Origin of the sequence: Sphingomonas paucimobilis NBRC 13935 (assembly GCF_000739895.2) — a bacterium.
In the GTDB taxonomy this organism is placed as follows: Bacteria; Pseudomonadota; Alphaproteobacteria; order Sphingomonadales; family Sphingomonadaceae; genus Sphingomonas; species Sphingomonas paucimobilis.
The window spans coordinates 1-12,937 of record NZ_BBJS01000036.1; the positions used below are offsets into that span (position 1 = coordinate 1).

A 12,937-nucleotide genomic window follows, 5' to 3' on the forward strand; every position below is an offset into this window, starting at 1 on the left:
TAAACGGCGGCGAGCGAAGCCCTGACTTAACCATCGGCGACACCCCTCCGTCAGGCCTTCGGCCTGCCACCTCCCCATGATCGTCGCTCAGGCGTCGGCCCAGCGGCGCAGCAGATTGTGATACACCCCGGTCAGCTCCACGACCGAGCGATCCCCCTGCCCCTTGTCCGCACCCAGCCGCTGGATGGCGCGGTCCAGGTCGAACAGGATGCGCCGCTCGCCATCGTCGCGCACCATCGACTGTATCCATAGGAAGGACGCGACGCGGCATCCGCGCGTGACGGCCTCGACCCGGTGCAGGCTGGAGGCGGGATAGAGCACGGCGTCGCCCGCGCCCAGCTTGACCCGCTGTTCGCCGAACAGATCCTCGACCACCAGTTCGCCGCCGTCATAGGCGGCCGGGTCTTCGAGAAAGAGGGTCAGCGACAGGTCCGAGCGCATACGGAAATCGCTGCCCCGCTTCAGCCGCACCGCATTGTCGACATGGACGTCGAACGCCTGGCCACCGGCATAGCGGTTGAACAGCGGCGGATAGACCTTCAGCGGCAAGGCCGCCGCCACGAACAGGGCTGAGCGGCCCAGCGCGTCGAGGACCATCCGCCCCGCCTGGGTGGCGGCGGCGGAGTCCTCGGGCAGTTGCTCGTTGCGCTTGGCGAGCGCGGCCTGCGGGCCGGAGGTGGCGTTGCCGTCACCCCATGCGCCCGCATCGATGACCGAGCGGATCGCCGCCACGCCGGCGGGATCGAGGACATGGGGAATCGCGATCAGCATGACGGCAACGTTACGCGGGTCAGAAGTTATAGAACAGGCTGAGCGTCGCCTGGCGCCGGTCGCCGGGCACCGCCCAGCCGCCGGTGACGATACCGGTCGTCGCATTCACATTGTTGCGCACGCCCGTGACGTATTTCTCGTCGGTGAAGTTCTGGACGTTGAGCTGCAAGGTCCAGCGCTGCGCAATGGTATAGGCCAGATAGGCACGGTGGATCAGATAATCGGGCACGCGGAACTGAACCCGGTTCCCCGCGACCGGAACATTGGTCGCGAACGCACCCTGATAGGTCAGGCCGTAACCGACCTCCAGCCCGAAGGGCAGCTTATAGGTGGTGAACAGGCTGCCCGAATGTTTGGGCGTCTGGATCAACTGGCTGCCCGCCTGCGGATCGATGACTCCGGCCGCCTTGTCGCGGTTGGAGATGCTCTGCAGCACCTTGCCGTCGAGATAGGTGTAGTTGGCGAAGATCGTCCAGGCATGGGTGATCGCCCCCGATGCGCCGAGCGCAATGCCGTCCACCCGGCTGCGCCCGTCGAGCACCTGAAGATTGGCGGGCAGCGCGGGGTCGTTGGAGGGCACGCGGTAATTGGTGCGCTCGTTGCGGAAGACGGCGGCGGTCAGTTCCAACCGACGATCGAACAGCCCGGCCTTCACGCCGACTTCGTAATTCTTGGCGGTTTCGGGCGCGACGGCGCAAGGATTGGCGGCGGTCGCCGTCGCCGGCACGCCACAGCCCAGCCGCACGGTCGTCGACGATGGCGTCTTGGCATTGCCATAGCCGGCATAGAGGCTGACATTCTCGACCGGGTGGAACACGCCCCCGACGCGCCACGAGAAGAGCCGCTCGCGGCTGACCTGCGGTTGGGTGGCGAGCGTGTTCACCGCGGCGGCCGTCAGCGGCAACGAACGGAAATTCGCCTCCTGATATTCCCAACGCACGCCGCCGTTCAGTTCGAAGAAGCGGTTCAGCTCCAGCGTGTCGAAGGCATAGACGGCCAGATTGCGCGTCTCGCTGCGCGACTGGGCGGTGGCGACGAAGTTGATCGGGCCCGTATAATTGGTGTTCGGGTTGGCGATATTGATGAGGGGAAGCGTCACCGCGCTGCCATCGGCGTTGCGCAGCAGCGATCCCTGGGTGATCCGGTAATTCTCGATCATGCCCGACACACCGACATTCAGGACATTGTGCAGGCCGCCCTTGACCCCCGCCTCATGCCGCAGATCGGTCTGGTTGTAGAGCATCTGGTTTTCCTGGTTCCGCACCAGCCCGCGCGGCCCCGAGGGCTGATAGAAGCCCGGCGGGACATTGGCCGGGCACGCCGCCCCGACCGTCCCGCCGGGTGTCGCGGTCACCGGCTGCAACCCGGTCGACGCCAGACAGAACGTCCCCTGCGGCGCGGAGGTGACACTATTCTGCTTCACCTGTTGCCAGCGGGTCAGGTTGCGCACGCTCCAATGATCGTCGATCGCGTGGCGGAAGGTCGCGGTCAGCCGGTCGACGGTGCTCGCCTGCCGGTCGAGATTGGCGATCCCGAAATAGGCGCTGCGGCTGGCGCCGGGCACGAACCGGTCGACGATGCCATTGTCGAAATAGGGCACGCCATAGACGGGCGTGTTGCGATCCTCCTGATGGACATAGGCCAGCGTCAGGCTAGTCGTCCCGTCGATGCCGATCGTCACCGAGGGCGCGATGCCCCAGCGCTCCATCTTCTCGACATCGCGGCCCGGCACGTCGTTATGGTGATAGGCGCCGTTCAGCCGCACCGCGACGAGATCGGACACGCGCACATTGCTGTCGATCGCACCGCGATAATAATTGTCGGTGCCGACCGAGCCCTGCATGATGGTCAGAGTCTCGGGCGTCGGCACCTTGGAGACCAGGTTGATCGTGCCGCCGACCGATCCCGATCCGTTGAAGACGCTGTTCGCGCCATTATAGACCTCGACCTGTTGCAGGTTGAACGGGTCGGTGCGGCTATATTGCGCGCTGTCGCGAACGCCGTCGATCGTGATGTCGTTGCTCGCCGAATAGCCGCGCAGATTGATCGAGTCGCCATAGCCGCCGCCGCCTTCGCCCGCGCCGAAGGTGATGCCCGGTATCGTCTGAAGCACGTCGCGCAGCGTCTGGAGATTCTGCTTCCGGATGGTCTGTTCGCTGACCACCGTGATCGTCTGCGGCGTGTCGAGCAGCGGCGATGTCGCCTTGGGGCTTTCCAGCGTCGCGGCGGTCGCGCGCTGGCCGGTAACGATCACCGTGTCGCGCTGCCCCGCGGCGTCCTGGGTCCGGGCGCTCGTATCGGTGCGCGGCGCCTCTTCGGCGGCGGCGATGCCCGGTGCGGTCGCCAGAAAGCCCACGCAGGACAGCGCGATGAATGAATGTGACATGGTCTATTCCCCTTTGGCGGCCGCTGCTATTGCGAGACACTCTCACTGTCAATGCGATTGATAGTGATTATCATTCTACCCCTGCCATGACGTGCCTCGCGGTGGGGACTGACATGCGGGCTACATAATTGCCGTCTAAGCGGCCCGCTTCGGTCCCGGCACGTCATGCGCCAGACCATGGGGTGGGCACGGACGACGGATGGCAGACACGGCGAACGCCTTGGCCTGCGCGCCACAGGGTGTGCGCGGATGACGCTGTTGCTGGCGATCGCCCTGGCCGGCGTGGCGCAGAACGACCCGGTTCTGGCGGTCGACCTACCCCCAGGTCCCGCCGCCGCCGGGCTCGACCGGCTGGCGCGACAGGCGGGACAGGCATTGGTGGCGCGCCCCGCCGATCTGGCGGGACGCCAGGGTCCCCGGCTACGCGGCACTATGCGGCTGTCGACCGCGCTTGATCGCTGGTGCCGCCCGGCGCGGCTGTCCTGTCGCCAGCGCGCGGGCGGGATCGTGGTGCGCGCCGCCGGCCGCCCCCCCGAGGTGCGGCCGATGCCCCACCCGCCCCTCACGCCACCGCCCGTCATCGGCGAGGAAGTGATCGTCTCAGGCCGACGGGGCACCGGCGTACAGGGCGAGCTGGAGCGCAGCTATTCGGCATCGCAGATCGATCGCATCGAATTGGACCGCCGCTCGCCGCAGAGCCTGGCGGAACTGCTATCGAATCTGCCGGGGCTCTGGGTCGACAATTCGGCCGGGGTCGCGGCGAATACCATTCGCGTGCGCGGCATTCCGCTCGACGGCTATCAGGCGATCGCGGTACAGGAAGACGGCCTGCCCGTGCAGCATGACACGCTGCCCTGGACCGATATCGACCAGTTCGTCCGCCCCGACCTGATGATCGAGACGGTCGATTATGTGCGCGGCGGCCCCTCCGCCATCTTCGCCAGCAATGCGCCGGGCGGCATCCTCAACCTGCGCACCCGCGCCCCCACCGCGCAGCCCTCGGCGGAGGCACGCGTCACCCTGACCGATTACGGCCTGGCGCGGTGGGAGGGCTATGCAGCCGACCCGATCGCGCCGGGCTGGCGTGCGATTATCGGGGGAGTGGCGATGCGCGATCCCAGCGTCCGCCGCATCGCCTCGACCTTGGGTGGGGGACAAATGCGGGCGCGGGTCGATCATGATCTGGCAGGCGGCGGCACGCTGACGCTGGCGCTGCATCTGCTGGACGACGACACGCTCAACATCTCGTCCTTCCCGATGCGCTATGACCATGGCAGGCTGATGCCGCTGCCCGGTTTCGATCCCCGGCGGGGGAGCTTTTTCGGTCCCGAATTCGCCGATCTGGATTTCACGGCGCTGGGCCTCCGCCCGGTCGGGCGCAACAACCGCAACCGGCTGGTCACCCCTTCGCTAGCGCTGATTCAGCCCATGGGTGCGGGCAAGCTGAGCCTGCGCGCGCATTACCGGACATCGCATACCGAACGCTATGCGCTGTCCTCGTCGGGCAGCGCCGTCCCGGCGGCCGACGCCTTGGCGCTCGCCCTGCCCCGCCTCGTCGCCGCGTTTCCCGATACGACCAGCGTGGCGCTGCGCCATGCGAGCGACGGCACGCCCTTTGCGGCGCTGCCGGGCAATGACCGTGTCACGGTGCTCAACCCGGTCGCCGCCGACACCCGCCTGAACGAAGCGATCGCCGACCTGTCCTATTCGCGGTCGCTGGAGGCGGCCGGGCATCATGAGCTGACGCTGGGGATCTACGGCGTCGGCTATGATTGGCGCTTCACCCGCGCCGTCGCCCGGGCGCTGGTCGAAGCGCGCGAGCAGGGGCGTCGGCTCGATCTGGTCGCGCTCGACGGCGCGGGGCGGACGGTCGGTCGGTTGACCGACAAGGGCCTGCTGACCGCCGGATCGACCTATGAGGCGTTGCAAGGCCGACAGCGCATGGTCGCCCTCTATGCCGCCGACGAATGGCAATTTGCCGAGCGCTGGCGGCTCGACTGGGGATTGCGCCACGAACGCGCGCGCGTGTCCGCCCGGGTCGAGCGCCCCGCGACGATCGACGGCGGCGATCCGCAGACGCTGGCGGACGATCGGCTCGCGGTCGGATCGGGGCTATGGGACAAGCGTCGCCAGCCGCTGGCACGAACCGCCGCGACGCTGGCGCTGCATTGGCGGGCGACCGAGACGCTGGGCAGTTTCGCCCGGCTGACCCGCGCGATGCGCCTGCCCGACCCCGGCGTCTTTCGCATCGGCAGCGGCGATGTCGCCCGGCCGCTGACCATCGAGCAGGCCGAACTGGGGCTGATCTGGCGGCGGGGCGCGATGGGACTCGACGCCACGCTGTTCGCCAGCCGCTTTCCCGATATCGCCCTGCCCGACCTTTCGCTCGATCCCATGACCGGCGCGGTGCAGGTGGGCCAGCATGACGCGACCGCGCGCACGCTGGGGCTGGAACTCAGCGCGCACGCCCATCCGCGTCCCGGCCTGTCGCTGCGCGCCACCGCGACATGGCAGGACCCGCGATTGCAATCCTATCGCCTGTCGAATCTGGTCGACGGCCAGCTCGTCCCCATCGATCTCAGCGGCCGCCTGCCCCGCCGGGTGCCACAGCTGATGGCCAATGTCTCCGCCAGCTGGGCGCTGCCCGGCACCAGCGTAACGCTCGACGGTGATCTCTCGGCGATGGGACGCCGCTTTGCCGATGATGCCAACACGTTGGCGCTGCCCGGCTTCGCGATCCTGGATCTGGGGGCAAGCTGGGCGGTGACGCCGACGCTGACCATGCGGCTGCGCGCGACCAACATCCTCGACCGGATCGCGGTGATGCAGGGCGATGCGCTGGGCGGCGAAATCCGCGCGAGCGATGCCGCCGGCGTCATCACCGTCCGCGCCCAGCAAGGCCGCGTCATCGCCTTCAGCGTGGATTGGCGGCTTTGAGCCCCCGGCGATAGGCCGCCAGTTCCTCGGCCGCCGCCGCCATGTCGCGACGGAAAGCGGCATCGCCATGCTCGCGTGCCACTATCGCGCTCGCCGCCAGATAACCGCCCTCGACCGCGCTCATGGTGTGCGATCCGCAGATCCAGCGGCTGTCGCCATAATCACGCCCGCGCGCCAGGATCGCCTGCGCACGATCGGGCAGCAGTTCGGCCATGATCAGCGCAAAGCCCCAGCCATGCGCGGTATGACCCGAGGGATAATCGCCATTGGCGATCAGCGAGGGCGTGCGCGGCTCGCAAATGGGAAGGTCGGTGCCGATGAACGGCCGCGCCGATTGCCAATGCGCCTTGCCCACTCGGATCGCCGCCGAGCGATCGGCATCGAAGCGCGCGATCAGTGTTTTCGTGACCGGCAGGCGCGACCAGTCGGGCCGGAAGCCCAGCGCCGTGGCGAAGCGGTCGCCCAGATCGCTCGACACATCGGCCGTCGCCTGTTGCCAGCGCGGCGAACCCTGCATGGCGCGACTGTCGCGGAAGAGTTGCGCATCCGCCTTGGCGCGCGGCGAACCCGGTGTGGGCGGCCCCGGCAGGATGGTCGCCAGGTCCAGGCCCTCGCCGACGGGCAAATAGCCGGTCTTGTCCCGCGCCCCGGCGGGAACGGCGCTCGACAGCACAAGCATCGCCACCAGCCCCATCCGCCATGCCATCGAACGCATATTCATCCCTTTTGCCAAGATTTGACCCGCCATTCGCTAGAGTATCGAAAACAGGGGCCGGGGACAGGATGGATCGACAATTTTCCATCGCACATCGCCCGCCCGGCACTTGTAACAAAAACGCCATAAATGTCTTAAAACTTTTACAAAAATCCTTGTCCCCGTTTGCCCGAAACCTCCGTCTTCCCCCGCGATCGTCCGCATGGCCGGGCGAGCAACTGGATTTCCTTGGGGGGAATTATCGTGACGAAATGGACGAAGAGGACGCTGCTGCTGGCGTCGAGCACGCTGTTCGCGGCGCAGCCGGTATGGGCGCAGGACATGAACGGGCAGGACGCCGGGGCGCAAGCGCAGGGCAGCCCGACGGACGCGGGCGGCGACGTCGTCGTCACCGGTTATCGCACCAGCCTGGCCCAGGCACGCAATTCCAAGCGTGATGCGACGATCATCAAGGACTCGATCTCGGCATCCGACATCGCCGCCTTTCCCGACCTGAATCTGGCCGAAGCGCTGCAGCGCCTGCCCGGCGTCGCGATCAACCGCGAGGCGGGCGAAGGCCGCCGGATTTCCTTGCGTGGTCTCGGCCCCGACTTCACTCGCGTCCAGCTCGACGGCATGGAAGTGCTGGGCAATGTCGACTCGCCGCAGGATAGCCGTGGCCAGACGACGCGCGACCGCGCCTTCGACTTCAACCTGTTCGCCGCCGAACTCTTTAACCATGTCGATGTCGAAAAGTCGTATCAGGCCAAGCAGACCGAGGGCGGTCTGGCCGGCACGGTCGGCCTCTACACCGCGCGCCCCTTCGACTATAAGAGCAGCAAGGTCGCGCTGTCGGCGCAGGGCGGCACCAACTCGCTGACCCGCGATTTCCAGCCGCGACTGACCGGCCTCATCTCCAAGAACTGGGGTAATTTCGGCATCCTCGTCTCGGCCGCCTATAGCCGCCGCAACACGCGCGAAGAAGGCTTCGACACCTATCGCTGGCGCCACAACAAGGCCAATGGCAGCGACCTATCGCGACTGACCGCCGCCGAGCAGGCCAAGATCAACTCGGGCGACCTGTTGTTCGCGCGCGGCAATCGCCTGTCGGTGTCGGACAGCACGCAGGAGCGGATCGGCCTCACCTCCTCGGTTCAGTGGAACCCGACCGACAAGGTGCATCTGACGCTCGACGGCCTCTATGGCCAGTTCAAGGGCGACCGGTTCGAGACCCATCTCGCCTCGCGCGGCGGCGGCAGTTCGACCTGGCTGGGCGGCGGCGAGACCTTTGCCGGCACCGTCTATCCCAATTCGCGGGTCAACGCGATCCAGTGGAACGACCGCAACGAGGTCGTCTATCTCGACGTCACCGGCGGCAAGGCCTCGACCGAAACCCGTATCCAGAACACCAAGAACATCTTCAAGCAGCTGGTGCTGTCGGGCGATGCCGAGCTGGCCGATGGCCTGACCTTCAACTGGCTGGGCGGTGTCGAGCGCTCGGGCTATTCGATGCCGGTCAACGACAAGTTCACCCTGGAAGGCTTTGGCGACGTCATCTCCGACTATCGCGGCGGCACCTATTCGCTGGTCAACACCTACAAGTTCAACACCGCCGATCCCAATTTCTGGCACGCCAAGCGCCTCTATGTGAACAACACCTACCAGGACACGGCGTTCGACAATGTGAAGGGTCGTTTTGACTATAAGGTCACGCCCGATGATACGATCAGCGTCGGCGGCGAATGGCGGCGCTTCGCCAATTCGGGCTATTATGCCGAACAGGACAATATCCTGACCAGCAGCTTCGTCTCGGGCAAGGTCAACGCCAATCCCAGCGGCTATGCGCAGACCTATACCGGCTATTCGGGGCAGGACTGGACGATCGTCGACTTCCCCAAGATGCTCCAGACGCTGGGCATCAACCGGTCGCAATATCTGACGGGCAAGCTGGGCGTGTTCGCAGTCGAGGAGCGGACGGGCGCCGCCTTCGTCCAATATGACTGGAACCATATCCTGGCCGGCGTGCCGTTCCGCGGCAATATCGGCGCGCGCTACTACCGCACCACCGTCATCTCGGACGGCCTGGCCAGCGTCGGCCCGATCACGGTGCGCGGGGAATATGAAGGGGTGCTGCCCGCCGCCAATCTGATCTTCGAGCTCGATCAGGGCCTGATGGTGCGTTTCGCCGCCTCGAAGAACATCAACCGCCCGTCGCTGGGCGCGCTGGCGGTCAACGGGTCGGTCAACAACGACAATGGCAACATCACCGTGTCGCTGGGCAACCCCAATCTGCGCCCCTATAAGTCGACCGATTTCGACATCTCGACCGAATATTATTTCGGCTCGGTCGGCTATGTCGCCGCCGCGCTCTTCTACAAGACGCTCGACGGCTATATCTCGACCCAGACGATCAACAATGTGCCCTATTCGCAAACGGGCCTGCCCGACAATCTCTATCCCGGCGTGACCGGGCGGACGATCATCGACAGCTATTCGCGCCCGATCAACCTGCTCAAGACCAATTTGTTCGGCGTCGAGCTGTCGGGCCAGACCGATTTCAAATTCCTGCCGGCGCCCTTCAACCGGTTGGGGACGGCAGTGAACTTCACCTATGTCGACTCGCGGCTGGATTATTCGAAGATCTACACCGGCAGCATCGCGACCACGCTGGAGGGCCTGAGCAAATATAACGCCAACGCCACGCTCTATTATCAGGACAAGGCGTTCGACGCCCGTATCTCGGCCAATTATCGCAGCGGCTATATCTTCAGCGCCTCGCCGGTGCTGACCGCGCTCGGCCCTGATCATGACGTCACCGGGTTTGAGGGTACGGTCTATGTCGATATGTCGGCGCATTATGCGCTGACCAATCATGTCCAGCTGACGCTGAACGGCATCAACCTGACGAACCAGCGCGAACGGCAATATTCGAACAGCACCAAGCGGCTCTATGTCGTGACCCGGTCGGGCACGACGCTGCTCGGCGGGGTCCGGATCACCTTCTAATCTAGAGGGCTCTTGATGTCCTGCCCGTGCGGGATATCAAAATCATGGCGCGTCGGCCCTTGGCGGGGCCGGCGCGCACCGTTTTTTGACAAGGATTGTCCCCGGATGCCCTGCAACCGGCTCTTCATGGGCGGGACCGAATGACCGGATCCGTGGCCTGGGTCGCCGAGGGGCGCGAGCGTCTGCTGACCTATGTCCGCCGGCGGATTCGCGAGCCCGAACAGGCGGAGGATATCGTGCAGGAGGCGATCATGCGCGTCATCGAGCAGGAGCGCAAACAAGTGATCGAACAGCCGCTTGCCTATGCCTTTCGCGTGGCGGATTCGGTGATCCACGGCCGGGCCCGGCGGACCGTGCCGGATGGTGGCCCGGTCGATGTCGAACTGGCCTGCGCCCTGCCGCTCGCCGATGAGGTGCTCGACTATCGCCAGCGTTTCGCCCGCTTCCAGGGTGCGCTCGTCACCCTGCCGCCGCAGCGCCGTGCCGTCTTCGTCGAACGGCATCTGGAGGGCAAATCGCGCACGCAGATCGCCGAGGAGATGAATATCAGCGTCGAGGCCGTGAAGAAGCATCTCGGCCGCGCCATGGTCGATCTGGCCGGATGCATCGACGACCTGCCGGCCCGCCTTAACCGGGGGGGCGGCGCATGACTGACATGATCAACCAGGACCGGCTGGAACAGGCCGCCGACTGGGCCGACCAACTCGACAGCCTGGGTCCGGAAGCCCGCGCAGAGCTGGGCCGCTGGCTGCACGAGGCGCCGGAGAACCGCGCGGCGCTGGTGCGGATGGTACGGCTGCTCGGCGACCCCGCCTTATTTGATGTGGTCGAACAGGCACGATGCGAGGCAATTCCCCCGCTCCCCCCGATGACCGAGGCGCGGCCCGCCCGGCGCTGGCCGTCACGGATCGGACAGCCGACGCGGCGACGGCTGGCGGTCAGCATCGCCGCCGCATTGGCCGCGATGATCGCGACGCCGCTGATCTGGCGTGGGACGCAGCCGGACACGCCCGAGATGACCCGAATCTATGCCAGCACGATCGGCCAGCAGCGGCAGGTGCATTTGCCCGACGGATCGAACATGACGCTGGATGCCGCATCGCGCGTCGCCATCGCCTTTTCGACGGATGGGCGCGACCTGACCCTGCAGAATGGCGCCGCCCGGTTCGAGGTGCGCCACGACGCCGACCGTCCCTTCGCCGTGTCCACGCCCGAGGGACAGATGGTGGCGCTCGGCACCAATTTCAGCGTCGATCGCGGCGCGGGCCATAGCGAGCTGCGGGTGTTCCGCGGCCGCGTAAGGCTGACCGCCCCCGGCCAGCCGTCCGTCATCGTCACCGCCGGTCATTGGGCCGAGGCCGGCGCCGGGCCCATCGTGCTGCACGCCTTCGACATCGGCGATTATCAGGGATGGCAGGACCGCTGGCTCAGCGGCGATCACATCCGCCTGGGCGATGCCATGGCGCGGCTGGGCCGCTACAGTCCCCGGCCGATCCGGCTGGCCGACCCCGCTTTGGCGAATGAAAGCTTCAAGGGCCGCTTCCGCCTCGACCGACCGGTCGAAAGCCTGACGCTGATCGGCGAACTGTTTGATCTTCCATTACATAAGGATGGAAAGACCCTGCAATTGGGCCCGGCCCGCCGACACTGACCAAAATCGGCAATTTTCAGGGCGTTCGGCCAACATATATTATCTTATTTGGCCAGGTGGTGGCGCGACGTCAAAATGGATTATCGACCTAGGTCAATGCCTTAGAATGACGGGGCGGCCCGAAATCGATTTTATGGCTCAACGAAGCCTTTACCGGCTTTGCGTTACGGCTGGCGTCATGACCGACCGTTCCGACCCGAATCGCTATCTCCGCATCGAAGGGCGGCAGGCGGAATTGGGTATGTATATCCATCCGTTGCATTGCTCGTGGCTGGACAATCCGTTCTGGCGCAGCAGCTTCCTCTTGGTCGAACCCAGCGACCGGGCCCAGATTCACGCGTCGGTACCCCATATCACCATCGATCTGACCAAGGGCCGCGGCCTGACGCTGGCCGCCGCCATCACGAGCGAGGAGGTCCCGGCCCCTGCCGCAACCGTCGCCCGGATTCGCCCACGCCGCCGCAAGCCACGCACTGATACCGAAATGGCGACCGCGCTGGCCGAGCATGCGACCGCAACCGTTTCCCGCCTGTATGGCGAGGCGCGGCTGGGCCATTCGGTGCACGTGCCCGACCTGGCCCCCGTGGTCGAGGAAATCGCGCAGTTCATCGCCAAGGGGTCGGCGACCATGCTCGCGGTCACCCGGCTGAAGGACGGCGACCAATATACCTATATCCACTCGGTCGCGGTCGCGACGCTGATGATGGGATTGGCGCGGCATCTGGGCCTCGGCAAGGAGGATATCCGCGTCGCGGGTATGGCCGGCCTGCTGCACGATATCGGCAAGATGCAGGTCGCCCCCGCGATCGTGGACAAGGCCGGCAAGCTGACGATCAACGAACTGGCCGAGATGCGCCAGCACCCCCGCTGGGGTTACGACATATTGGTGGGGATCGAGGATCTCGATCCGCGCATCGTCGATGTCTGCCGCCATCATCACGAAAAGATGGACGGCACCGGCTATCCCGACGGACTGACCGGCGAACAGCTCAGCGTCTTTGTTCGCATGTCGGCGATCTGCGACGTCTATGACGCGGTGACGTCGATCCGGCCGTACAAGCGCGCCTGGTCCCCGCATGAAGCGCTGGCCCGGATGGCGGGCTGGCAGGGGCATCTCGACCCCGAAATGCTGCGCGCCTTCGTCGCCAGCCTGGGCATCCAGCCCTATGGCGCGCTGGTCCGCCTGCATTCCAACCGGCTGGGACTGGTGGTGCGCGAGAGCGATTGCCCGCAGACGCCGATCGTACGCACCTTCTTCCACGTCCCCGACCAGCAGCCGCTGCCGCCCGAGGATGTCGCGACCAGCACCGATCCAATCCTCCGGGCCGAGCGGGGCGATTACTGGTTCGGCGAACGCTGGCCCGCGCTGCACGCGGAGATCATGGCGCTGGCCGCGCTTCCCGATCCGCCACGACGACGACAGGCGGGCGGCAACGCCTGAACCTTCCGGACGCATCCCAACCCCGGCTTGTGGATTGGCGCCGGTGCCGCG

8 protein-coding genes are annotated in these 12,937 nt (G+C 66.1%); 5 read left to right on the plus strand and 3 right to left on the minus strand.

The features are described from left to right. Positions 1-87: 87 nt before the first annotated feature. Together SP6_RS11820 and SP6_RS11825 are read right to left on the minus strand one after the other, a co-directional pair. Complete coding sequence (locus SP6_RS11820; RefSeq protein ID WP_007404710.1) at positions 88-771, minus strand: Fe2+-dependent dioxygenase; 684 nt, start codon at positions 769-771, stop codon at positions 88-90. A 19-nt stretch (positions 772-790) separates the two neighbouring features. Then, positions 791-3,157, minus strand: coding sequence for a TonB-dependent receptor (locus SP6_RS11825; protein WP_037568376.1), 2,367 nt, complete (start codon positions 3,155-3,157; stop codon positions 791-793). A gap of 249 nt (positions 3,158-3,406) precedes the next feature. Between SP6_RS11825 and SP6_RS11830 the strand changes: the two genes are divergently transcribed. After that, positions 3,407-6,094, plus strand: a complete 2,688-nt coding sequence (locus SP6_RS11830) for a TonB-dependent receptor (protein ID WP_042469094.1) — start codon at positions 3,407-3,409, stop codon at positions 6,092-6,094. Here the strand turns inward: SP6_RS11830 and SP6_RS11835 are convergent. Continuing rightward, positions 6,072-6,809 carry an acid phosphatase gene (locus tag SP6_RS11835; protein ID WP_007404863.1) on the minus strand — a complete coding sequence of 246 codons (738 nt, stop codon included), beginning with the start codon at positions 6,807-6,809 and terminating at the stop codon, positions 6,072-6,074. The two genes, SP6_RS11830 and SP6_RS11835, sit on opposite strands and share 23 nt — an antisense overlap. A 243-nt stretch (positions 6,810-7,052) precedes the next feature. Between SP6_RS11835 and SP6_RS11840 the strand changes: the two genes are divergently transcribed. The 4 genes from SP6_RS11840 to SP6_RS11855 all read left to right on the plus strand — a co-directional run bounded on the left by SP6_RS11840 (position 7,053) and on the right by SP6_RS11855 (position 12,886). Then, positions 7,053-9,794 (plus strand): TonB-dependent receptor, encoded by a 2,742-nt coding sequence (locus SP6_RS11840; protein ID WP_232253946.1) that lies wholly within the window; start codon positions 7,053-7,055, stop codon positions 9,792-9,794. A gap of 140 nt (positions 9,795-9,934) precedes the next feature. After that, positions 9,935-10,444 carry a sigma-70 family RNA polymerase sigma factor gene (locus SP6_RS11845; protein ID WP_007404744.1) on the plus strand — a complete coding sequence of 170 codons (510 nt, stop codon included), beginning with the start codon at positions 9,935-9,937 and terminating at the stop codon, positions 10,442-10,444. Beyond that, entirely contained in the window at positions 10,441-11,445 is a 1,005-nt protein-coding gene (locus SP6_RS11850) for a FecR family protein (protein ID WP_082052496.1), read from the plus strand. The genes SP6_RS11845 and SP6_RS11850 overlap by 4 nt, the downstream gene beginning before the upstream one ends. A 178-nt stretch (positions 11,446-11,623) precedes the next feature. Next, entirely contained in the window at positions 11,624-12,886 is a 1,263-nt protein-coding gene (locus SP6_RS11855) for an HD-GYP domain-containing protein (protein WP_042469096.1), read from the plus strand. The last annotated feature ends 51 nt before the right edge of the window (positions 12,887-12,937 follow it).

Coding starts and splice junctions, on each gene's coding strand:
- SP6_RS11855 (WP_042469096.1), top strand. CDS start 11,624: ATGACCGACCGTTCCGACCCGAATCGCTATCTCCGCATCGAAGGGCGG.
- SP6_RS11850 (WP_082052496.1), top strand. CDS start 10,441: ATGACTGACATGATCAACCAGGACCGGCTGGAACAGGCCGCCGACTGG.
- SP6_RS11820 (WP_007404710.1), bottom strand. CDS start 771: ATGCTGATCGCGATTCCCCATGTCCTCGATCCCGCCGGCGTGGCGGCG.
- SP6_RS11830 (WP_042469094.1), top strand. CDS start 3,407: ATGACGCTGTTGCTGGCGATCGCCCTGGCCGGCGTGGCGCAGAACGAC.
- SP6_RS11825 (WP_037568376.1), bottom strand. CDS start 3,157: ATGTCACATTCATTCATCGCGCTGTCCTGCGTGGGCTTTCTGGCGACC.
- SP6_RS11835 (WP_007404863.1), bottom strand. CDS start 6,809: ATGCGTTCGATGGCATGGCGGATGGGGCTGGTGGCGATGCTTGTGCTG.
- SP6_RS11845 (WP_007404744.1), top strand. CDS start 9,935: ATGACCGGATCCGTGGCCTGGGTCGCCGAGGGGCGCGAGCGTCTGCTG.